Source organism: Halosimplex rubrum, assembly GCF_013415885.1.
GTDB classification, from domain to species: Archaea; Halobacteriota; Halobacteria; order Halobacteriales; family Haloarculaceae; genus Halosimplex; species Halosimplex rubrum.
The window spans coordinates 2,340,217-2,361,410 of sequence record NZ_CP058910.1 but is presented as its reverse complement, the minus strand read 5'-3'; the positions used below and the strand labels follow the sequence as shown (position 1 = coordinate 2,361,410).

General features: G+C 71.2%; 25 protein-coding genes. 10 read left to right on the top strand and 15 right to left on the bottom strand.

Annotation, left to right across the window (positions count from 1 at the left end):
- Positions 1–44: 44 nt before the first annotated feature.
- Positions 45–1,406, bottom strand: a complete 1,362-nt coding sequence (gene thiD / locus HZS55_RS11725; RefSeq protein ID WP_179907848.1) for a bifunctional hydroxymethylpyrimidine kinase/phosphomethylpyrimidine kinase — start codon at positions 1,404–1,406, stop codon at positions 45–47.
- Between the two features lie 168 nt (positions 1,407–1,574).
- Here thiD and HZS55_RS11720 point away from each other — a divergent pair, with 168 nt between their 5' ends.
- The gene (locus tag HZS55_RS11720; RefSeq protein WP_179907847.1) at positions 1,575–1,829 is read left to right on the top strand and encodes a DUF5789 family protein; all 255 of its coding nucleotides are present in this window, start codon (positions 1,575–1,577) and stop codon (positions 1,827–1,829) included.
- Positions 1,830–1,881: 52 nt separating this feature from the next.
- Here the strand turns inward: HZS55_RS11720 and HZS55_RS11715 are convergent, their stop codons facing one another.
- A complete protein-coding gene (locus tag HZS55_RS11715; RefSeq protein WP_179907846.1) occupies positions 1,882–2,805 on the bottom strand; it encodes a phosphotriesterase family protein in 924 nt (307 codons plus the stop codon).
- Between the two features lie 183 nt (positions 2,806–2,988).
- Here HZS55_RS11715 and HZS55_RS11710 point away from each other — a divergent pair, with 183 nt between their 5' ends.
- Positions 2,989–3,156 (top strand): DUF7331 family protein, encoded by a 168-nt coding sequence (locus tag HZS55_RS11710; RefSeq protein WP_179907845.1) that lies wholly within the window; start codon positions 2,989–2,991, stop codon positions 3,154–3,156.
- 27 nt (positions 3,157–3,183) lie between these two features.
- On the opposite strand, the gene HZS55_RS11705 is transcribed toward HZS55_RS11710, so the two are convergent.
- Together HZS55_RS11705 and HZS55_RS11700 are read right to left on the bottom strand one after the other, a co-directional pair.
- The gene (locus HZS55_RS11705) at positions 3,184–4,077 is read right to left on the bottom strand and encodes an EamA family transporter (RefSeq protein WP_179907844.1); all 894 of its coding nucleotides are present in this window, start codon (positions 4,075–4,077) and stop codon (positions 3,184–3,186) included.
- Positions 4,078–4,182: 105 nt separating this feature from the next.
- Positions 4,183–4,542: a hypothetical protein gene (locus tag HZS55_RS11700; protein ID WP_179907843.1), complete on the bottom strand. Its 360-nt coding sequence runs from the start codon at positions 4,540–4,542 to the stop codon at positions 4,183–4,185.
- Positions 4,543–4,721: 179 nt separating this feature from the next.
- On the opposite strand from HZS55_RS11700, the gene HZS55_RS11695 reads away from it, so the two are divergent.
- The gene (locus HZS55_RS11695; protein ID WP_179907842.1) at positions 4,722–5,519 is read left to right on the top strand and encodes an RIO1 family regulatory kinase/ATPase domain-containing protein; all 798 of its coding nucleotides are present in this window, start codon (positions 4,722–4,724) and stop codon (positions 5,517–5,519) included.
- Between the two features lie 4 nt (positions 5,520–5,523).
- Here HZS55_RS11695 and HZS55_RS11690 read toward each other — a convergent pair whose 3' ends face one another.
- The gene (locus HZS55_RS11690; RefSeq protein WP_179911864.1) at positions 5,524–6,432 is read right to left on the bottom strand and encodes a DMT family transporter; all 909 of its coding nucleotides are present in this window, start codon (positions 6,430–6,432) and stop codon (positions 5,524–5,526) included.
- 123 nt (positions 6,433–6,555) lie between these two features.
- Here HZS55_RS11690 and HZS55_RS11685 point away from each other — a divergent pair, with 123 nt between their 5' ends.
- Complete coding sequence (locus HZS55_RS11685) at positions 6,556–6,780, top strand: hypothetical protein (protein ID WP_179907841.1); 225 nt, start codon at positions 6,556–6,558, stop codon at positions 6,778–6,780.
- Between the two features lie 39 nt (positions 6,781–6,819).
- On the opposite strand, the gene HZS55_RS11680 is transcribed toward HZS55_RS11685, so the two are convergent.
- The 4 genes from HZS55_RS11680 to HZS55_RS11665 all read right to left on the bottom strand — a co-directional run bounded on the left by HZS55_RS11680 (position 6,820) and on the right by HZS55_RS11665 (position 10,289).
- Positions 6,820–7,377, bottom strand: a complete 558-nt coding sequence (locus tag HZS55_RS11680; protein WP_179907840.1) for an NAD(P)/FAD-dependent oxidoreductase — start codon at positions 7,375–7,377, stop codon at positions 6,820–6,822.
- 85 nt (positions 7,378–7,462) lie between these two features.
- Positions 7,463–7,987 carry an SRPBCC family protein gene (locus HZS55_RS11675; RefSeq protein ID WP_179907839.1) on the bottom strand — a complete coding sequence of 175 codons (525 nt, stop codon included), beginning with the start codon at positions 7,985–7,987 and terminating at the stop codon, positions 7,463–7,465.
- Positions 7,988–8,070: 83 nt separating this feature from the next.
- Positions 8,071–9,324 carry a Glu/Leu/Phe/Val family dehydrogenase gene (locus tag HZS55_RS11670; protein ID WP_179907838.1) on the bottom strand — a complete coding sequence of 418 codons (1,254 nt, stop codon included), beginning with the start codon at positions 9,322–9,324 and terminating at the stop codon, positions 8,071–8,073.
- Positions 9,325–9,368: 44 nt separating this feature from the next.
- The gene (locus HZS55_RS11665) at positions 9,369–10,289 is read right to left on the bottom strand and encodes an HpcH/HpaI aldolase/citrate lyase family protein (protein ID WP_179907837.1); all 921 of its coding nucleotides are present in this window, start codon (positions 10,287–10,289) and stop codon (positions 9,369–9,371) included.
- 96 nt (positions 10,290–10,385) lie between these two features.
- Between HZS55_RS11665 and HZS55_RS11660 the strand changes: the two genes are divergently transcribed.
- Positions 10,386–10,847, top strand: coding sequence for a MaoC family dehydratase (locus HZS55_RS11660; RefSeq protein ID WP_179907836.1), 462 nt, complete (start codon positions 10,386–10,388; stop codon positions 10,845–10,847).
- A 102-nt stretch (positions 10,848–10,949) separates the two neighbouring features.
- On the opposite strand, the gene HZS55_RS11655 is transcribed toward HZS55_RS11660, so the two are convergent.
- Positions 10,950–11,315 (bottom strand): DUF5658 family protein, encoded by a 366-nt coding sequence (locus tag HZS55_RS11655; protein WP_179907835.1) that lies wholly within the window; start codon positions 11,313–11,315, stop codon positions 10,950–10,952.
- Positions 11,316–11,480: 165 nt separating this feature from the next.
- The gene (locus HZS55_RS11650) at positions 11,481–11,852 is read right to left on the bottom strand and encodes a DUF5658 family protein (protein ID WP_246308247.1); all 372 of its coding nucleotides are present in this window, start codon (positions 11,850–11,852) and stop codon (positions 11,481–11,483) included.
- Positions 11,853–12,167: 315 nt separating this feature from the next.
- Between HZS55_RS11650 and HZS55_RS11645 the strand changes: the two genes are divergently transcribed.
- Both HZS55_RS11645 and HZS55_RS11640 read left to right on the top strand, forming a co-directional pair.
- Positions 12,168–12,812: a chemotaxis protein CheC gene (locus tag HZS55_RS11645; protein WP_179907834.1), complete on the top strand. Its 645-nt coding sequence runs from the start codon at positions 12,168–12,170 to the stop codon at positions 12,810–12,812.
- 9 nt (positions 12,813–12,821) lie between these two features.
- The gene (locus tag HZS55_RS11640; RefSeq protein WP_179907833.1) at positions 12,822–13,532 is read left to right on the top strand and encodes a 5-formyltetrahydrofolate cyclo-ligase; all 711 of its coding nucleotides are present in this window, start codon (positions 12,822–12,824) and stop codon (positions 13,530–13,532) included.
- Positions 13,533–13,579: 47 nt separating this feature from the next.
- Here the strand turns inward: HZS55_RS11640 and HZS55_RS11635 are convergent, their stop codons facing one another.
- From HZS55_RS11635 to HZS55_RS11625, 3 genes are all read right to left on the bottom strand, one after another.
- A complete protein-coding gene (locus HZS55_RS11635; RefSeq protein ID WP_179907832.1) occupies positions 13,580–14,989 on the bottom strand; it encodes an outer membrane protein assembly factor BamB family protein in 1,410 nt (469 codons plus the stop codon).
- Positions 14,990–15,142: 153 nt separating this feature from the next.
- The gene (locus HZS55_RS11630; RefSeq protein ID WP_179907831.1) at positions 15,143–16,033 is read right to left on the bottom strand and encodes a coiled-coil protein; all 891 of its coding nucleotides are present in this window, start codon (positions 16,031–16,033) and stop codon (positions 15,143–15,145) included.
- 268 nt (positions 16,034–16,301) lie between these two features.
- On the bottom strand, positions 16,302–18,176 hold the full coding sequence (locus tag HZS55_RS11625; protein WP_246308246.1) for a glycoside hydrolase family 2 protein: 1,875 nt from the start codon (positions 18,174–18,176) through the stop codon (positions 16,302–16,304).
- A gap of 219 nt (positions 18,177–18,395) precedes the next feature.
- On the opposite strand from HZS55_RS11625, the gene HZS55_RS11620 reads away from it, so the two are divergent.
- From HZS55_RS11620 to HZS55_RS11610, 3 genes are read left to right on the top strand one after another with little or no spacing between them, the layout of a single operon-like run.
- The gene (locus HZS55_RS11620) at positions 18,396–18,557 is read left to right on the top strand and encodes a hypothetical protein (protein ID WP_179907830.1); all 162 of its coding nucleotides are present in this window, start codon (positions 18,396–18,398) and stop codon (positions 18,555–18,557) included.
- A gap of 60 nt (positions 18,558–18,617) precedes the next feature.
- On the top strand, positions 18,618–19,097 hold the full coding sequence (locus tag HZS55_RS11615) for a DUF371 domain-containing protein (protein WP_179907829.1): 480 nt from the start codon (positions 18,618–18,620) through the stop codon (positions 19,095–19,097).
- Positions 19,098–19,157: 60 nt separating this feature from the next.
- Positions 19,158–20,015 carry an endonuclease III domain-containing protein gene (locus HZS55_RS11610; RefSeq protein ID WP_179907828.1) on the top strand — a complete coding sequence of 286 codons (858 nt, stop codon included), beginning with the start codon at positions 19,158–19,160 and terminating at the stop codon, positions 20,013–20,015.
- A gap of 82 nt (positions 20,016–20,097) precedes the next feature.
- On the opposite strand, the gene HZS55_RS11605 is transcribed toward HZS55_RS11610, so the two are convergent.
- Positions 20,098–21,192, bottom strand: coding sequence for a DUF1616 domain-containing protein (locus HZS55_RS11605; RefSeq protein ID WP_179907827.1), 1,095 nt, complete (start codon positions 21,190–21,192; stop codon positions 20,098–20,100).
- Positions 21,193–21,194: the final 2 nt, after the last annotated feature.

The window sequence follows — 21,194 nt, the reverse complement described above, 5'->3', positions numbered from 1 at the left end:
GGGCCGGCGCGGGTGACCGGGCCAGCGCGGCGCCCGGCGCTTCCCTATTCGTCGGCGGCCTCGACGGCGTCGAGCGTCGCCAGCGTCCGGTCGACGAGCGCGTCGGGCGTCCGCGCGAGGACGAAGGCGATCGGCTCGTTGCCGTAGCTCCCGCGGTCGACGACGGCGACGGGCGTCCCGTCGACGGCGTCGAAGGCCGTCTCGACGCCCCACTCGACGGAGTCGGCACGGTCGTCGGCCGGGTCGAACTCGGCGACGGGGCCGTCGAGGGCCGCGAGGGCGTCGGCGACCGCGTCGTCGTGACGGAGGTTCACCGCGTACCGGAGGTCGGGGTCGTGCTCGCGGGCGGCCAGCAGGAGTCGCGCGACGTGGGTCGACGCGCCGAACCGGACGCCCCGCGTCGGTTCGACCCCCGAGCGCGTCCGGGTGATCCGCCCCTCGACGGCGGCCGTCTCGCCCGGCCGTTCGGCGTAGGGGGTCGCGCCGGCGACGTTCGTCCCGACCTCGGGGACCAGCGGGCCGATATCCCTGTCGACGAACGCGCGGACGACCCCCTCGACGGCCTCGGCGGTGTCGTCGCGGGCCGCGCGGTCGCGCAGTTCGACCGCGTGGTGGACCGAACCCGGACCCTCGCCCACGTCGAGGTTGTACCGGACGGCACGGGCGAGCAGGTCGATACCCGACGCGACGGCGTCGGCGAGGTCGTCGCCGTGGGCCAACCGGGTGGCGATCGCCGACGAGAGCGTGCAACCGGAGCCGTGGGTGGCGTCGGTGTCGACTCGGGGGTGTCGGAACCGCTCGACCCTGTCGCCCGTGACGAGCACGTCGACCACGTCCGTCGAGTCGTCCCCGGAGATGTGGCCCCCTTTGACGAGCGCGGCGTCGGCGCCCGTCTCGATCAGCCGCTCACCGGCCTCGCGCGCCTCGGCCTCGCTCTCGGGATCGACCCCGGTGAGGACGGCCGCCTCGTCGGCGTTGGGCGTCACGAGCGTCGCCTCGGCGATCAGGTCCTCGTAGGCGCTCTCGGCCTCGCTGGCGAGCAGGCGGTCGCCCGAGGCGGCGACCATCACCGGGTCGACGACCGCGGGCGCCGCGGTCTCCCGGAGGCGGTCGGTGACGAGTTCGACCACGTCTGCGGTGGCGAGCATTCCGGTCTTGACCGCGGCCACGTCGAAATCCGAGCGGACGGCCTCGCACTGGGCGTCGATCTCTCCGGTCGGGAGGACGTGGGTGCGCTCGACGCCCGTCGTGTTCTGGGCGGTGACGCTGGTGATCGCGGTCGTCCCGAAGGCGCCGCCGGCCTCGATCGTCTTCAGGTCGGCCTGGATACCGGCGCCGCCGCCGGAGTCGCTGCCCGCGATGGCCAGGACGACCGGCGGCGAGACCGGCGCTTCCCGTCGTGTCATGTCCGGGTGTTACCCTGCCGACACCAAATGGCTGACGAGAGACGACGCCGGTGAGCGGTGACGGTCGGGCCGCGGCCGTCGAGTGGCGTCCGTCGGGTCGCGACGGCGAACGCTCCCCGCAGGCGCCTGGCAACTACACACTAACGCCCGCCGGTCGTGGACTCGACCATGGAACTGGACCTGGCCGAACTGGGGGAGTACCTCGAGCAGTTCGACTACCCCGTCGACCGCGAGGAGTTGGCGTCCGCCTGCGAGGACGTCGAGGTCGAACTGGCGGAGGGCGACCGGAACCTCGGGGGGCTGCTGGCCGACGCGAGCGCGGACCGCTTCGAGTCGGCCGACGACGCCTACACCGCCGTCCAGAACGACCTGCCGCGCGAGGCCGTCGGCGAACCCTACCAGTCCGAGGGCGAGGGCGACTGACGCGACCGGCGGGGATCCGCGTTCGCGTCGCCCCGCAGTCGTCGAACGGGCCTCAGCGAGCGTACGCTTCGAAGGGGTTGTCGCGGGCGATCCGTCGGACCGTCGCCTCGTCGACGCCCGCCTCGCGGAGTTTCGGCAGAAACGTCTCCGTGAGATACGTGTACGGCTTCTGCTCGCCCCCGTCGGGCTCGGAGGGGTCGTACCAGCCCCGGTCCTGACTCAGGAGGACCCGGTCGGTGTAGCCGGCTTCGACCAGCGCCCGGACCCGGTCGACGTACTCGGCGTCGGCCTGGTCGTCACCGCCGATCCAGTCGAACTCGACGTACGCGCCGCGCTCGGCTACTTCACGGTGGTAGCGCTCGTCGTCGGCCTGGGCGTGGATCCAGATGAACCGATCCGCGGTGTAGCCGCAGTCCTCGATCACGTCGAGCTGTTCGTGGACCACGTCACCGTGGAGAGTGTGGCTGCCGATGGCCGCACCGGTGCGCTCGCCGGCGCGGGCCGCGGCTCGCAGAATCTTCGCCTCGTCGGCCGAGAGGCCGGTCGGGTCGTCGTCGTCGGTGCTGACCTTGATCCACGCCGCGCGGACGCCCGTGTCGTCGACGCCTTCGGTGAGGTCCTCGACGAGCCACTCGGTCAGTTCGTCCTCGCTCGCCTCGCGGGCCCACTCTGGGATCGACGGCTCCTGGTAGATCCCGGTCGGGACGACGATCGGAAAGTCGGTCGCCTCGGAGACCGCCAGATCGATGTCGACGCGACGGCCGACGCCCTCCGGCGTGGCCTCGACGAGCGCCGTGACGCCCGACTCGCGGGCGCGCTCGATCTCCGGCGCCATCACCGCGACCACGTCGTCGGGGTCGGCGTCGCGCCAGTTGCCCGCCGCCATCGGCCCGAGGTCGACGAAGACGTGCTCGTGCGGGAGTATCAATCCGACCTCCTCGCGGGTCAGCGCCCCCTGCGTCGTGTGCAGCTCCATGCGGCTCGACAGGACCGCGGGGCCCGTAACCCCTCGTCAACCGGCGAGTCCGGCCACGACCCGCCGGGGACCGATCGGTGGCGCGGCTTCGGCCGATACTAGGTTCCCTTATACTATATTGAGGATGGATACCATACCCACGGCAAGGTTTAACTCCCCGAACGACTGCTATCGAAGCGAGCGATGTCCGAGACGCAGCGGCCAACCGAGCGCGGGGCGGAACAGTGCGGGACCTTCGAGACCATCGACGGCGACCTGGTGCTCTACGACCGGGAGAACGCCAACGCCTGGATCCAGGCCAGCTACGCGATCGACTTCGAGGACGTGCGCGCCACCGGACCGGCCGAGTAACTCCCTTCGCAGCCGGCCGACCCCTTCTCACCCGACGGTGATCATCGTCACGCCGCCGATAGCGAACGCCGCGGCGACCAGCCGGACGCGGAAGTTCTCCTCGCCGAGGACGACCCCGCCGAGCAGCACCGCGACGACGGCCTGCGTGTTGACCACCGGCGACGCCAGGCTCGCCGACAGCGTCGAGAACGCCAGCATCACGAAGTGTTCCGCGACGGCCAGCAACAGTCCGACTGCGGCGAAGCGGGGCAGGTCCGAGCGCACCCCGCCGTCTTCCCACGCGGGCCAGCGCCGCGCCGCCAGCGGCGCCAGCGCCAGCGGCACCGCCGCGAACATGACGAGGTTGTACGTCTCCGGGGGCACTCGGAGCTCCTGGGTCAACACGCGCTTGCCCACGTCGACGACGCCGAATATCGCCGCACTGGCCAGCGCCAACTGGGCCGGCCGAGAGTGGACCGCCCGGACGAACGGGTCCAGCAGTTTTCCGGGTTCGTAGTTGGCGACGTACACGGCCGCCGTCGCGACGACGACGCCGGCGGCCTGAACCGCCGACAGCCGCTCGTTCAGGAAGACGAGTTCGATGGGGAGGACGAACACCGCGACGATCTTGCTGATCGGCGCGACGTAGGACACGTCGCCGACAGCGATCGCCCGGAACGACGCCAGGAACGCGAGTATCGACCCGCCGACCGTGAGGACGAACATCCCGACGCCCGGGGCACCGAAGCCCGCGGGGAGGAGGCTGCCGTCGCTCGCGACCGCCGCGATCGGCAGGTACCACAGCAGCGACGCGGCGAACGTGACCGTGACGTACACCGTCGAGGGGTAGTCGTCGAAGTAGCGTTTGATGCAGAACAGGTAGACGCCGAGGATCAGCGAGGCCGCGACCGCGTAGGCCAGTCCCGGTTCGAGCCCGAACACGGCCGACGATTCGTCCAGCCGCTAAAGAGCGTTCCCGTCCGTCCTCGGTCGTGATAGCGAGCCGAAACTTCCTCGGAGGCCCCGACGGGCCGGGGACGCCGACAGCTACACGCCGGGGACGCCGACGCCGGAGAAGACCCCGAGTCCGAGCGGCCCGAGCACCGTGAACACGACGACGAGCGTCAGCCAGGCGACCACCGCGATGGCCGCGGCCTCGACCCAGCCGCCGTCGTACATCACGTTCAGGACGCCAAGGTAGGCGACGAACGTCAGAATCGGCCCCAGCAGCGGGACCCATCCGAAGAACGTCCCCACGAGCGCCCAGACGAGCGAGCCGAAGATCGCCGTCGTGACGGCCTTCTCGTAGCTGCTGCCGCCGCCGACCAGTTCGGCGCCGACGTAGATGCCGATTCCGCCGACCAGTACACCGACGACGAACGTGATCAGCCCCGTGACGAGTCCCATACGCGAGGTCACGATCCGCTCGCTGAAAAAGGTGGGCGTCGAGAGGAACGGGCGCGGGGGTCGGCGGGCGGTTGCGGCGGCGCGACGGAATCGCGCGGGCCCTCGATTCCACATCGACCGACCGCGGTTCGGGAACGGGACCGAACCAATAAACCCGTGGGACGCGACTCGGCGAACAGATGGCGTTCCGGCGATTTCTCAGGGGGACGGTCCCCTGGCCGACGCTCGAAGGAGCGGTCCGGGAGGTGATGGACCGCTACGACCTGGAGACGGCCAGAGTCGTCTTCCTCGACGCGGACAACTGGCTGTCGACGCCCTGCGTCGTCAACGACGAGCTGTTCGTCAAGGTCGTCACCGAGCAGAACTCGCTGGTCCACGCGCTGCTGACGGCGGGGCGCAACCTCGGCGCCTTCTCGTCGGGGACGGAGGGCTTTTTCGAGCGCTTCGACGCGCCCATCGAGATGGCCGAGCACGAACTGGAGGCCAACGAGCGGATGCGCGAGATCGGGGTCAACGCGCCCGAACCCAAGGAGGCCTTCGAGTACGACGACGTGGCGGTGATGGTCCTCGAATACCTTCCCGACTTCCGGGCGCTCGACGAGTTGCCGCCCGAAGAGGTGCGGAGCCACGCCGTCGACCTGTTCAGGAACCTAGAGCGGATGCACGACAACAACCTCGCCCACGGCGACCTCCAGCGGGAGAACGTCCTCGTCTCCGGCGGCGAGCTGTACTTCATCGACGCGACGAAGGTCGACGAAGAGGCCATCGAGGACGCCCGCGCCTACGACACCGCCTGCGCGCTCGGCGCGCTCGAACCGCTGATCGGCGGCCGCGACGCCGTCGCCGCCGCGCTGGAGGTCCACGACCCGGGCGAACTGATGGCCGCCCGCGAGTTCCTCGACTTCGTCAACATCCGCCCCGAGCACGACTTCGACGGGGCCGCCGTCAAAGGCGAGATCGAGAAACACGCCGCGTGAGCGCTCACTCCTCCCGTGCTCGCGCCGTCACGGAGATGCCGGCGAGCACCACCAGGCCGCCGGCGACCGTCCACGACCCGGGGATCTCGGTCAACAGGAGCATCGCGAGCACGGTGCTCCCGACCGGCTCGCCCAGCAGCGAGACGCTCACCACCGACGACTCGACGTGTTCGAGCGCCCAGTTGATCACCGTGTGGCCGAAGATACCGGGCCCGACGGCCATCGCGAGGAACAGCAGCCACTCCTCCGCGGCGTAGCCCGCCAGCGGGTCGCCCTGCGCGACGACGATGGCGCCGAGGACAGCCGCGCAGACGGCGTAGACGACGGTGACGTACGGGACGAGTGCGACCCGCGCGCGCAACGACCGGCCCGCGAGGACGTAGACGGCCATCATCACCGCGCCGACGAGGGCCAGCGCGTTGCCCGCCAGCGGGTGCGGGCCGACCGCGGTCCCCGCGAGGAACTCCCCGACCGACATGACCGCCGCGCCGGCGACCGCGACCGCCATCCCCGCGACCTTCGGGAGCGTCAGCCGCTCGTCGAGCAGGAGGGCGGCGCCGACGGCGACGAACAGCGGCTGGGCCTGCACGAGCGTCACCGACGCGGCGACGCTGGTCCACTCGACCGACTGGAACCACGCCGCGAAGTGGACCGCCAGCGCGACGCCCGTCGCCCCCGCCGCCAGCGCGTCCCCTCGCCCCAGCGACCGCAGGGTCTCGCCGTGGCGGGAGGCGGCCAGCGGCGCCAGCAACCCGGCGGTAAAGAGCACCCGGTAGAACGCGGCCACCGTCGACGGCGCCGAACTCCAGCGGATCAGGATGGCGCTGGTCGACACCGCGAGGATGGCGACGGCCAGCGCCGCCGCCGGCGGGACGCGCGCTTCGAGCCGCCGCGACAGCGTCTCGCCGGCCATTGGCGACTCTTTCGGCAGCGACCCCTTTCCTGTTGCGGTGACCATGCGCCGCCGCGACTTCGCCACCGACTGCGATAGAAGTCACCGAAAAGACACTCGTGGCAGTGCGCACTCGCCGACGATATGGGCACGCGGCGATCGATCGCGGAGTTCGCGATGTACTGGTGTCTGCTGGTCGGCGCGGCGGCGGGAGCGCTCACTCTCTGGGCGCTGTCTCACGTCACTCCCAGCCCGGATCCCACCGTAGCGCCGGTGCTCGCGCTCACCACGGTCGCGGTCACGCTCCTGTCCGTCGCGGTCGCGCTCAGGGCTCGGCTCGGCCGACCGACGACCGAACCGTCTCACTGACCGACGGCACCGTCGCCGCGGGCTGCCTCGACAGCGGAACTACTCCGCGTCGGCGGGCACGTCGAAGTCGTGGAAGTGTTCGCCTTTCTCCTTGCTGAGGATGTTCAGCGCTGCGGCGGCGCCGTCGCCGGCCGAGATGACGGCCTGCCACTCCTCGGCGCGGACCATCGCGCCGGTAGCGTAGGCGTCCTCGATCGACGTCTCCATCGCGACGCCCACGTCGACGACGTCCTCGTCGGTGAACTCGCAGCCCAGACCCTCGGCCAGGCCGCGGTTCGCGCCCGTGGCGAGGACGAGGTAGTCGGCGGTCAGGTCGTCCTCGCCGGTGACGACGCGGAAGCCGTCGCCGTCCTGCTCGACGGTTTCGACCTCCTCGCCCTGCCGGCGGTCGACGCCGAAGCTATCGACCTGATCGCGGGCGTCTTCGAGGAACGCCGTCCCGTCCTCGCTCTCGATACCGAGGTAGTTGAACAGGTGGGCCTTGTGCATCCACGTCTTGTCCGTGTCGAAGACGACGGTGTCGAGGCCGTTCTTCGCGGTGAACAGTGCGGCGCTCAGGCCGGCGGGACCGCCGCCGACGACAGCTACATCTGTCATGCGTGAACACTGTACGGGCAGCGTGAAAGTCGTTGGCCTCCCCCGGATCGATTTCCGGGAGTCCCGCTCGCGGTGAGGCCGGCGGCTATTCGAGCAGTTCCTTCGTCTTCCGGTGGCGATACCGGAACATCGGCTCGAAGCCGACCCACCCGAGCGGGCCGAACAGCCCGCGGACGACGGGGAGTTCGTACTCGACGTGGTCGTGGACGCGGGTGCCGCCGTCGGAGCGCCGCTCCGACGAGGTCCCGCTCGTTTCGCTCTCGGGACCGCCGTCGACCGCCTCGAAGGAGTGGGTGTGGACCCACTCCGGGAACGGTCCCTGTCGCATCTCGTCGCGGAAGAATGCCTCCCCGTCGCCCTCCGCGCGGGCGACGATGGCCGAGACCCACCGCTGGCGCGGCGCGACGCCGAACGGGGCGACCGTCGACTCGACTCTCGACCCCGCTTCCAGCACGTCCGGGTCGGGCTCGCCGTCGGGACCGACCGACGACTCGATCCGGAGGTTCATCCAGTCGGGGGTCAACGCTTCGAGTCCCGACGCCCCCGAGTGAAACTCCCATACCTCGTCGAACGGCGCGTCGACGACGACTTCGCGCTCGTAGACCGGCATACACTCCGGTTGGGTCTCGGGCCGTAAAACCGGCGTGTCCAACGAGTGTGGTCCGCCGGGCGACCGAGGGGCCGACCGCGGATTCAGGGCCAGATACCGCCCTGTTCGCTGGCGCGCAGCACGCGCTCGATGGCGACGACGTAGGCGGCCGTGCGGAAGTTCGGCAGTTCGCGGTCCTCGTAGGTCGACGCGAGCCGGTCGAAGGCGTCGACGATCACCGTCTCCAGTTCGTCGTTGACGCGCTGTTCCGACCAGTAGAACCGCTGGCGGTTCTGCACCCACTCGAAATACGAGACCGTGACGCCGCCGGCGTTGGCGAGGATGTCGGGGAAGACGTGTACGTCACGCTCGGTCAGCACGTCGTCGGCGTCGGGCGTCAGCGGCCCGTTGGCGGCCTCGACGATCACGTCGGCCTGCACGTCCGCGGCCAGGTCGCCGTCGACGGCGTTCTCCAGGGCCGCCGGCACGAGCAGGTCCACGTCCAGCGTCAGCAGCTCCTCGTTGGTGATGATCTCGGGGGCGTCGTAGTCGACCATGTCGCCGGTCTCGTCCTTGCGCTCTTTGACCGCCCGCGTGTCGAGGCCGTCGGGGTCGTACGCCGCACCGGAGGAGTCCGAGACGGCGACGACGCTCGCGCCCAGATCAGCCAGCAGTTTCGCCGCCACCGACCCCGCGTTGCCGTAGCCCTGGACGGCGACGGTCGCGCCATCGACATCTCTGTCGAGGTAGTCGAACGCCTCCCGCGCCGTGAGCATCACCGACCGGCCGGTCGCCTCGACGCGGCCCGCCGACCCACCGCTGTCGGGAGCCTTGCCGGTGACGACGCCCGGCTCGGTCGTGTTCTCCAGGGTCTCGTAGGTGTCCTTGATCCAGTTCATCTCGCGCTGGCCCGTGTTCACGTCCGGTGCGGGGATGTCCCTGTCCTCGCCGACGATCGGGCGCAGTTCGGTAGCGAACGCACGCGTGAGCCGTTCGAGTTCGGCCTCGGAGTAGTCGTCGGGGTCGACGACGATCCCGCCCTTGCCGCCGCCGTAGGGGATGTCGACGACGGCGCACTTGTAGGCCATCCAGCCCGACAGCGCCTTGACCTCGGCGCGGGAGACTTCCGGGTGATAGCGGATGCCGCCCTTGTAGGGACCGCGGGCGCCGTTGAACTGCGAGCGGTAGGCGCGGAACACCTCGGTCGAGCCGTCGCCCAGCTCGACGGCGAGGTTCGTCTCCAGGACCCGCTCGGGGCGCTTGATCCGTTCGAGCGTGCCGGCGTCGACGTCGAGGTGTGCGGCCGCGTCGTCGACCTGCTCCCGAAGGCTCTCGAAGGGATTGATATCCTCTGACATGTGTCGGATATAGGTCAGCGCGGGGATAAGGATTCGGCCGACGGTCACCCGTCCCGATCGACCGCGTCCTCGGCGCTCCCGGCCGCTCGCGCCCGTTCCATCACCCGTTCGGCCTGCGCGACCAGCGGCGCGTCGACCATCTCGCCGTCGACGGCGAACACGCCCCGCCCCTCCGCGCCGCCCTCGTCGCGGGCCGCCAGTACCCGCTCGGCCCACTCGACCCGGTCGGGGTCCGGCGTGAACGTCTCGTTGATCGGCCCGACCTGCGAGGGGTGGATCGCCAGCTTCCCGTCGTAGCCGAGTTCGAGCGCGAACTCGGTGTCCGCGCGCAGGCCGGCCTCGTCCTCGAAGTCGGTGTAGAGCGTGTCGACGGCGTCGACGCCCGCGGCGGCCGCCGCGAGGACGACGTGCTCGCGCGCGTGAAGGACTTCCGTCCCCTCCTCGGTCCGGGTCGCCCCGATGTCGGCCGCCAGGTCCTCGGCGCCGAATATCAGCGCGGCCGTCGGCTCGGCCGCAGCGATCGCCTCGGCGTGCAGGACTCCGGCGGCCGTCTCGACCAGCGCCAGGACCGGCAGGTCGGCGTCGCGCTCGGCCGCCAGGTCGGCCAGATCGGTCACGTCGTCGGCCGACTCGGCCTTCGGGAGGACGAGCCCGTCGAGCCCGGTCCGCGCGTCCCCGTCGTGCGGCTTCGCCGCACTGCTCGGGGGACTCCGTCCCCCGCTGTCGAGTACCGCATCGAGGTCGGCGGCCGCGCCCCGCCCCGGGGGTCGGACGCGAACGCACACCTCGCAGTCGGCGTCGAGGTCCGCGAGGGCCTCCCTCACGGCCGCGCCGGCCTCCGTCTTCCGTTCCGGCGCGACCGCGTCTTCGAGGTCGAAGACGGCGGTGTCGGCGCCGGTCGTCGGTGCCTTGCGTAGCAGCTCGGGGCGGTCGCCCGGTGCGAACAGGACGCTCCGGCGTGCCATACTCCGGCTCCGGGCGGCGGACGCTTGAAACCACGGCCGGACGGCGCGGCCGCCGCGCACCCAACCGTTAACCGCGGCCGAACCGACCGTCGAGGCATGCCCGGGCGCTACTACGAGGCGTTCGACGTGGGCGAGACGATCGGCCACGACAAGCGCCGCACGATATCGGAGGCGGACAACCAGCGCTTTTGCGACCTGACGATGAACCAGCAGCCGCTGCACCTAGACGCCGCGTTCGCCGCGGACACGCAGTTCGGCGAGCGCGTCGTCAACGGCCTCTACACGATGAGCCTCGCGGTCGGGCTGTCGATCCCGGAGACGACCGACGGGACCGTCGTCGCGAACCTCTCGTACGACGACGTGGAGCACCCGGCGCCGGTGTTCCACGGGGACACGATCCGGGCCGAATCGACGGTGACCGACAAGCGCGAGACGAGCGACGGCGAGCGCGGCGTCGTGACGATGCACGTCGAGGCCTACCGCGTCGAGGACGGCGCGGACACGCTGGTCTGTGCGTTCGACCGGACGGTGCTGGCGGAGAAGCGACCCGGGGAGTGACACGACGACCGTACGAGGAGCGTGCCCCTCTGTGGAGAGTTGGGGGAGCCGCCGGGACGGATCCCACGGCCGTCCCGGGCGTTCGGACACGCTCGCCGGCGGTCAGACGGTCGCGAGTGCGACCGCGTTGACGAGGACGGTCACCGTCCACGGGAGCGCGAGCCCCAGTGCGATGGTCGTCCCGTATCGGGGGCGGAGCGTCCGGAGCGCGCCGGCGCCGCAGACGACCAGGAGCTTCGCCGCGCCGAGCGCGGCGATCCCCAGGCCGCCGATGGCCCAGCGCATCACCGGGTTGCCCTCGGAGAGCCCGATCGACAGCCCAAGCCACGTGGTGTACACGTCGAGTGTCACCGACGCGACGACGACTGCCCACAGCGCTCCCTCGACGACCCGGTCGTCGGCCGCGAGGCCGAGCCGGTCGCCGATCCCCCGCGATCTGTCTACACTCGTCAGTGGTGTGCCGCGCATCGTACCCACCGCACGCCACCCCCCACCCAGAGGGGTGGATCGTGCGTTCGCCACGTCGTCGCAGGCTGTCAAAAAAGGATCGTTTCGGACGACACTCGTATCGGCGATGACGGTCGCGACAGCGCCGGCGGCCGCGGTGACGGCACCGGCGCGGTCGTGACGGCGTCACAGCGACGCCAGGAGCGCGGCGTTGGCGAGCACGGCGAGCACCCAGGGAACGGCGAGGCCCAGCGGCGCGACGATGGCGTATTCGGGCCAGAGAAAGCGGAAGACGAGCGCGACGGCGACGGCGCCGGCCTTCGCGAAACCGAGCGCCGCCAGGCCGAACGTCTCGAGCGCCTGTCGCATGAGCGGGTTGCGCTCGACGAGACCGATCGAGAGGCCGTACGCGGTGAGGACGATATCGAGCACCAGCGCCCAGCAGACGAGTACCCACAGCAGCAGTTCCAGGTCGGACACGGAACCCGGGACGGTGCCGAGGTACTCGTCGAGGGCCGACGAGTCGATGGCGGTCGGATCGGTCGTGACGAGCGGCATGTGTGGAGTTGCGACGGGTTGGTCGGTCACCGGGGGCGGATCGAACCTCCCACCCGCCGTTTGCTACCGCGGCCGACACGCCCAAGAGTATACGTCGCTTATGCGCCCCGTCTCCCGGTACCGAGGAACTACCGTATCGAAACCGCCGCCGAAGCGGTCCGTCGGGCCCCGAAGCACCTGCCCCGTCCCAACCCCGGCAGGGTTCGCCCGGAACCCCACCGGTAGCCTCCGAATCCCGACGGAAACCCCCGAACGCCGCTCGTCGGGCGGTCCGGCCGCCAGCACGTTTACGGTGGTCCAGTCCAACCGGGGCGTATGGATTACGAGGTCGACGTGCGGAAACTGGAGCTTTTCAACGATATGGCCAAGGAGGGAGCCACGACCGTCTCCGAGCACCTCAACCAGCTTTCGGGCCTCCACACCGAGATCGAGGTCTCGAAGATCAACTTCCTCGACATGGCCGACGTGCGCACTCATCTCGGCGAACGCGAGCAGGTCGGGATCTACGTCGAACTCACCGAAGCGCCCTACGGCTACATCCTGTTCATGCTCGAACCCGAGGGAAGCAAGCGCCTCGCCCAGGGGATGGTCGGCGACATGGGCGGCGGCGAGGCCACCGACGGCCTGTTCACCGACCTCGAACGGTCGGCGATGCAGGAGATCGGCAACATCATGACGAGCGGGTTCATCGACGGCTGGGCGAACGTCCTCGACACGACCATCGACATGTCGACGCCCTCCTTCATCTTCGGTCCCGCCAGCGACATCGTCGACGAGATGGGCGGCTGGCCCGACGAGGAGATCGCCTTCGTCGTCGATTCGCACATCGTCGCCAGCGACGCCGACGTGGAGGTCACCGTCTACACGTTCCCGCAGCTGGCCGACCTGGTCCGGCTGATCCAGCGCATCGACGTGTCCACCGATGTCGACACCGACACCGCCGCGTCCGACGTGCTCTGACCGAGAAGCATGAGCCCCGACAAGGAGTCGCTCCGCCGGACCGTCTGGGACCACCTCGAAGACAGCGGCGAAGCCCGCTTCCCCTTCCCGCCCCACGGCCGCATCCCCAACTTCGCCGGCGCCGACCGGGCCGCCGAACGACTGGCCGGCCTGCCCGAGTGGACCGAGGCCGCGCGGCTCAAGGCCAACCCCGACGCTCCCCAGCTGCCGGCCCGCCGGGCCGCCCTCGCCGCCGGCAAGACCGTCTTCATGGCGGTCCCGCGCCTGCGCGACGAACGCTGTTTCTATCGCCTCGACCCCGCCGAACTCGCCGAGCCGGACGCCGCCGCCACCGTCTCCGGCGTCGCCGACCACGCCCAGCAGGTCGGGCCCGACGCAGTCGGACGGATCGACCTCGTCCTCGTCGGGAGCGTCGCCGTCTCGCCGTCGGGCGCCCGCGTCGGCAAGGGGGAGGGCTACAGCGACCTCGAGTTCGCCGTCCTCTCCGAACTGGGCCTCGTCGACGCCGAGACCACCGTCGTCACGACCGTCCACGAGTCGCAGGTCCGCGAGGGGATCGACCCCGACGCCCACGACGTGCCCGTCGACGTCGTCGTCACCCCCGAGCGGACGATCCGGACCGATTCGCCGTTCGAGCGGCCGGACGGCATCGACTGGACGGCGCTCGACGACGACCGGGTCAACGAGATTCCGGTGCTGGAACGGTTCCGACCCGGTTAGCCGGTCGTGCTCGGGACACCTCGCTGGTCGGTCGTGCTCGGGACACCTCAGCGCTCGGCCGCGCCGAGGGCGTAGACGGTCCCCGCCGCGTCGCCGACGAAGACGCGGCCGTCGACGACCGCCGGCGAGCACGTCACGCGACCGTCGAGGGCGACTCGCCAGCGCTCGCTCCCGTCGTCCGCGTCGAGTGCCAGCACCGATCCACCGTCGGACCCGACGTGGACGCGGCCGTCGACGACCACCGGCGAGGACTTCACGGGGCCGTCGGCTTCGTGACGCCAGCGCTCGCTCCCGTCGGCGGTGTCGAGCGCCAGCACCGATCCACCGTCGGACCCGACGTAGACGCGGCCGTCCGCGACGGCGGGCGAGGAGAAGACGGGGCCGTCGGTCTCCCGGTACCAGCGCTCGGTTCCGTCGAACGCGTCGACGGCGGCGATACCGCCCGGGCTGGCCCCCGCGTAGACGACGCCGCGGGCGACGGTCGGCCCGGACCACGTCCGGATCCCCTCCGGTCCGACGTAGTGCCACGCCTCCCGCCCGGTGTCGGCGTCCACGGCGTGGAGACGCCCGGCGTAACTCCCGGCGAACACCCGTCCGTCCGCCAGCGCGACCGGCGCGACGACGCCGAGGAAGCCGCCCGCGTCGTACCGCCAGCGCTCGCTCCCGTCGGCGGCGTCGACGGCGTAGACCCGGCCGTCCGTCGCGCCGACGTAGGCGACCCCGTCCGCGACGACCGGCCCGCTCCGCACCGCCGAGGGGCCGGCGCGGTCGCCCGCGACCGCGAACGACCACCGCTCGCGCCCGTCGCTCGCCTCCAGCGCCGTCAGCGCCCCGCTCTCGTCGCCGCAGTAGACGACGCCGTCGGCGACCGTCGGGGTCGCGCGCACCGCGGCCCCGGCCTCGTGGGTCCAGCGCACCGCGGTCCCCTCGGCCGGTGAGCGCGGGTCGCCGCCCCCCGACGATCCGGGCCCCGATACGGACAGCGCGGTCACCGTCCCCGCTTCGCTCCCGACGTACACGCTCGCCCCGACCACCGTGACCGACCCCCGGACCGCGCCGTCGAGATCGGCCGACCACGCGGGCTCGACCGGCGTTCCCACTCCGAAGTCGGTGCCTGCCCCGTCGGGCAGCCATCCCGTGTGTGCGTCGTCGGCCTGGACCACCGGCCACCCGCCCGCCGGCGCGGGCGTCACCGTTCGCGTCTCCGTCGGCGTCGCCCCCGTCGGTGTCCGCTCGGTCGCGTCCCGCGGACCGCTTCGCCCCGTTGTCGTCTCGACGGGAGCGTCGGTCGCCGCGTCGTCGGCCGGAGCGGGCGTGACGCTCGCCCCGTCGTCGGGCGCGTCTCCGAAGAGGGAACAGCCGCTCAGCGCGCCCGCACCGACCGCGAGCCCCTGTCGGAGCACTCGCCGGCGCGACCGCTCGGGACCGCCCCCGTCGTCGTCCGCACCCCGAACCATGTGGACGTTCTCGCGGGCCGCGGGGAAAAAGTCGCGGGGCGCAGTACGGGCTCGGCCGCCGCCGGGCGCGCCGCACCGGCGCGACGCCGACCGTCCCCGTGCGGAGCGGCGGCTACGCGGCGGCGAAAACCGCAGAAAGATCGCGTCGCGGCGTTAGAGCAGCCCCGTCTTCTGGAGCTTCATCAGGTCCTCGGTGTCGAGAGTCTCGCCTTCCTTGAACTTCTGGTAGATCTCCTCGGCCTCCTCGCGGGCGGCCTCCTCTTTCTCCTGGCGGGCCTCGCGCTCCTCTTCCTCTTCTTTCTTGTCGAGCTCGCGTAGGCGCTTCTGGACGCGCACGAAGTCCTCGTGGTGCTGGTCGGCCGCTTCCTGGGCCTCCACGAACTTCTCGTGCATCTCGTCGGCCTCGTCGCGGATGTCGTCGGCCTCGCGGTAGGCCTCGATCATCTGGTTGTGGTGCTCCTGAGCCTCGTCGGCCAGCTCGGTCACCTTCTGGTGGTGCTTGGAGGCCTCAGAGCGGATCTCCTCGGCTTCCTCCTTGATCTCCTCGAGGTCGCCCCCCTGGTTGAGCTTCTCCTTCTTCTCGGCGAGCTTCTCGCGCTTCTCCTCGATCTTCTCGATGAGTTCGCGCTCGTCCTCGGCCGAGAGGACCTCCGTCTGCTGTTTGAACTCGAGGTCCTCGATCTCGTCTTCGAGCTGCTCGATGTCCTTGCCCTCGTCGAGCTCGAGCTCGTCGCGCTGGTCCTCGACCTCGTCGAACAGCTCGTTGGCCTCGGCGTTGAGCTCGTTGCGCTTCTCCTTGTGCTCTTGGACCTGCTGGTTGAGCTCGTCGCGCTGCTCGCGGTGCTCCTGAGCCTCGTCGACCTTCTCGCGAGTCTTCGCGTTCAGGTCGTCGCGGTCGGAGGCGCGCTCGGAGGCCATCTGGTTGAGATCGTTGCGTCGATCCCGAAGCTGCCCGGCGAGCTTGATGAGCTCGCCCTTGGATTTGTTCTCGAGGTCGTCGTCTGTCACCGATACGTTCTTGGATTCGTCTATCGAGTCTGCCATAATTGTACCTCTATGCCATACCCGCTCCGGCGAGAGACAGGGCCACCGCTACGAAGTGGCTGACGCCGACAACAAGGGTGTCCTGTCATGCTGGTCGAAGTGCGATACAGCCGGAACGCCGGAGACGTTCTGGTACTTTGTTGTTGCGTCTCCCCTGATTTAAATATTCCGGTGGGCCGTGTTCCTGTTTCACACTCCCACGGCCCCGATATCTCCACGTCAGGGCTTACCACGCGGTAGCCGGGACTTATAAAGATCGAGGAGGGCCTCAGAAACGATAGATGTTTTCGACGCTGGCGTCGCCGACCCGGAGCGCGAGGTCGACCGACGAGGCGGACTTCGGGACGGAGACGGTCTCGACGACGGACCGTGCGCCCGCGTCGACGGTGGCTTCGACCTCGCCGGTCTCCTCGCCGGCCGTCCAGCGGACCGTCCCCGAGATGGCCTCTGGGGCGTCGTTGGCGACGACCACGTCGCACTCGCCGGCCGAGGCGCCCACGAGGAACGCCCGGACCGGCTCGAACGCCGCCGCGAGGCTGTCGACCGCTTCCTTCGGCGTCCCGTCGCGGGCGTAGACGCCCATCCCGGCGTCGCCGGCGTCCCGGAGCGCGTTCGCGACGACGACCGGCGCACCGTCGGTCCGTAGCCGCTCGGCGATCCCCCGGACCAGTTCGGCCTGGTAGGCCTGCGAGGCCGCTGGGTCGTCGCTGCCGACGACGGCGTCGTGTTTCGCCCGGTCGAAGCCCGCGAGGTCGGGACCGCCGTCGTCGTCCGCCTCGGCCGGGTCGACGCCCTCGGGGAGCGACCCCGCGCCGAACTCACCGACCGCGCCGCCGAGGTCGTAGCGCTCGCGCACCCAGTCGAGGTCGTCGACGCCGCCGTAGTCCCACCCCGGATAGAGTGCCGCCGCGTCGGGGCCGGTACCGGGCTCGCCGACCACCGGATACACCGCGACGCCGTCGGGGACGGCCTCGGCGACTTCCTCGGCGGCGCCGCGGTCGTAGTCGCTCCGCCAGACGCGATAGCGGAAGCGCAGCCGGTCGACCAGCCCGGAGCCGACGCGCTCGGCGAACGTGTCGGTGGGCTCGTCGTGGACGCCCACCGCCGCGAGGCTCGGGTGGTGGGCGTACGTGTCGACGAGCCGCCCCGCCACCTCTTTGCCGCGCGCGATGTCGAACACGCCGGGGCCGGTCAGCGGCAGGTCCTGCCAGACGAGCAGGCCCGCCTCGTCGCAGGCGTCGTAGACCGCCTCGGGCAACGCGTGGGCGTGCGCCCGGACGAGGTTCGCGTTCACCTCGACCGCCCGTTCGGCGTCCGCGACCGCCGCGTCCGCCAGCGCGACGCCGCGGACGGGCACGTCCTCGCCGTTGACGCGCAGCCCGCCCTCGTCGGTCCCCTCGACGGTCGCGATGCCGGTCGCACTCGTCCGGGCGGCGTCGTCGAGCTTCGCGCGAACCTCGTAGCGGTGCTGGCGCCCCATCCCGCGGGGCCACCACAGCGACGGGTCCCGGACATCGATCGACTTCTCGACGACAGCGCGCTCGCCGGCCGCCGCCGAGACGCTCGCGCGGTCCATCATCCCGCGCCCGCGACGGTCGCCGGCGGGCTTCGTAGTGAGCGTCAGCCGGTCGTCCAGCGGTTCGCCGGCGTACACCTCGACGGCGGCGTCGATGGCCGCTCCATCGTCGGTCCGCCGCGGCTGCAGGTCCACGTCAACGACGAACGGGTCGGGTTGCCCGGTCACGTCGACGCCCCACCAGATCCCCGGCACGGACCGCTCGGCGGGGACCCGGTCGGTGTCGTGGATCCCGCCGAACCGACCCTCGGGCGCCCGGCACTCGACGACGAGTTCGTTCTCGGCGTCGGGCTCGAAAGGCACGCGGACGGGCTCGAAGACGGCGTCGGACTCGGCGACCAGCTCGTCGTTGAGCCACACCTCGGCGGCGGCGTAGCACCCGCGTAGCTCCAGCAGCCCCAGGTCGTCGTCGGGGTCGCGCGGGTCGTCGAAGACGGTCCGGTAGGCGACCCGGTCCTCGCCGGCGAACGCGGCCGGGCGGCCGGGGACCTCGACCGACTGCCACGCCCCGGGCGTCGGCTTGCCGCCGCCGGGGTCGACCGCCGCACCGCTCCACTTGCTCGGCATACCAACGTCCGCGTCCCCCGGTGGTATATCAGTTACGTCGGACGGACGAGCCGTCGCCGCGGTCGCGCCTGCGACGCCCCCGCCGCCGCCGCGCCGGCCCGCTTCACTTTCGCTCTCACGACCGCCGTACGGGACGGGGTACCCCTCCGCAGTCTGTCGATTACACTTTCACTCAGGGTACGGCTCGGGTTGATATGTCCCCGGGTCCTACCTCGGGATATGTTGAGCGAGATAGCCTGCCGGTGCGAGGCGGCGAACTGCTCGCGGAAGCTCACCGACGGCGACTGCATGCTCGTCTTCCGGACCGAGGGCGGCGAGCGCCGCGCCTACGAGTGCGCGTGCGGCCACGTCACGGTCACGGTCGCCGCGCTCAGCGAGTGAGCCGTCTCCCGAGCGGAGCGACTTCGACTCCCTGAAGTAGCGGCGTCCGAACCCACCCACATGAGCGACGACGCCGCGACCGACGCGCCCACGACCGAGGGATCCACCGACGGCGCGGAACTCGTCGAGGTCGTCCGCGCCCGCGGGCACGAGAACGTCTCCGCCGAACACGTCAGCACGCTGGAGTTCACCAGCGACGACTTCCTCACCCCCGCCGGTGACTGCATCCTCGCGATCGAGGCCGACCGCGTCCCCGCCGACTTCGACGACGCGTTCGTCGACGCCTGCCGGGCCCACGGCGCGACGATCACGGCGACGATCGAAGCGGCGGGCCACACCCACGAGGTGACGGGTCGGGGCCACCCCGACTTCTCCTTCGAGAACGAGCGCAGCCACGTGATCCGGACGAGCGACTACGTCGACGACCGCACGGTGATAGTCGGCGCCTCTGGCGCCGCGGCCGACGTGGACCGCGAACTGGTCGCCGCGCTGGCCGACGGCGCCGACGCGACGCTCACCCTCGAAGTCGAGCCGGCCTGACCGGTTCGACCGAACGCGGGACGCGGGGCGGTTATGGGGGTCGAGTCCCGAGATACCCCCATGAGCGACGGAGCGGCGGACGCGGACGGGACGGACCGCGACCCGGAACCCGCGGAGAACATCAGCGGCGGCGCGGCCGGCGGGGGCGAGGCCGCGGCCTTCGAGCCCGGCGACGCCGACACCCGCGCCGAGGCCGTCGTCGACCGCCTCGGCGATATCTACTGGCAGAAGGCCTACGGCGGCCGCGACGGCTTCGAGTGTCTCGTCCGCACGGTCCTGAGTCAGAACACCTCCGACGTGGCGAGTCAACCGGCCCACGACGCCTTGATGGATCGATATGGCAGGGACGGTGAAGCCGGCGGCGCCGACCTCGCCGAGTCGCTCGCCGCGGCCGACCAGCAGCGACTGGCCAAGACCATCTCTTCGGCGGGGCTCTACAACCAGAAGTCCGAGCGGATAATCGCGCTCGCCGAGCGGGTGTGCGAGGAGTACGGCGGGAGCGACGGCTTCGACGAGTTCGTCGAGACGGGCGACCCGAGCGACGTCCGCGAGACGCTGCTGGACATGAACGGCGTCGGCCCGAAGACCGCCGACTGCGTCCTGCTGTTCTCCGGCGGTCGCGGCGGCGTCTTTCCCGTGGACACGCACGTCCACCGGATCGCCCGGCGGATGGGGCTCGCGCCCGCCGGCGCCGACCACGAGGGCGTCCGCGAGGCGCTGGAGGCCGCGGTCTCCGACGAGAAGTGCGGCTTCGGCCATACCGCGACGATCCAGTTCGGCCGCGAGTACTGCTCGGCCCGCAAGCCGGCGTGTCTCGACGACCCCGAGGCCTGCCCGCTCGCGGACCTGTGCGACCAGGTGGGCGTCTCGCCGGCGACGGGCGAGGTGGTCGACCCGGCCGAAGCCGCCGGGGACTGAGGAACGGGATCGGTCGTCGGAAACAGAACGGAACCAGTCAGCGGGGTCCGAGGGCGGGTGTGTGACTGGGGCGAACGGCGGGTCAGCCGCCGGCGGCGAGTGCGGCGGTTGCGTTGCCAGCGGTCGCGTTGCCGGCGGTGGCGTTACCCGCCGCGGTGGCGTTGGCGGCGGCGGTCGCTTCGGCGATCGGGTCGTCGGTGTACCAGACCTGCAGCGAGCGGTAGGCCGACGCGCGGGAGGGCACGTCGGGCGCGTCGCCGCGGTAGAGGTACGCGCGCAGGCGATTCGGCGCGTCGCCGGCGGTCGGTTCGGGGTCGAACTCCAGGTAGCGGATCCCGCCGTCGCGCAGTGAGAGGTCCTCGCGGACCCGCTCGGTGGCCGAGCGGACGACGGTCACGTTGTTCTCGCGGTCGACCGTCTCGCGGACGAGGACGACGGTGTAGTCGGTGCGTTCGCCCTCGCCGTTGATGACCTCGACGTAGATCGGGCGGTCGGCGGCGACGGCGCCGGTGTAGTTGGCGGTGACGTACTCGCCGGTTGCGTTCTGGGTCAGCGCGGCGAACTCGGTGAACTGCTCGTCGGTGCCGGCGGCGTTCGTGTCGGTCGTCGCGAGGACGGCCGTCGCGCCGACGGCGCTGGCGACCAGCAGGAGCGCGAGCACAAAGGTAGCCGAGAGGCGCGGGCGGAAGACCCGAGCGGCCGACCCCAGCCCCGTCGACGGGGCGTAGCGCAGGTGCGCGGGAACCCGACTCCGCCGGGAGGCCGCGGCGGCGACGGCGGCCAGCGTCGCGACGGTGAGCGCCGCGAGGGTCGGAAGCGGTCGGATGGCCCACGGGCCCGCGTTGACGGCCAGCGCGACGGTCGCGACGACGGCGACGCTCGCGGCGACCGTCAGACCGGCGCGGACGAAGGGACTGATCGCGTCGACGGACGTGTCGCCCGCGGGCGAGGCGGTCGCCCGCGGGCGCTGGGGATCTGTCCGGCCCTCGCCGCGGGGGTACAGCGCGGTGACGACCGCGTACCCCGGCGCCAGCAGGACGACGGGGAGCCCCAGCGCGACGCGCAGGGCGGCGATATCGATCGACAGCGCGACGACGGCGTCGAAGACGGCGACGAGGACGACGACCAGCGCGAGGTCGGCGAACCCGCCGAGACGTGGTGATGACTCGTAGCTCATGG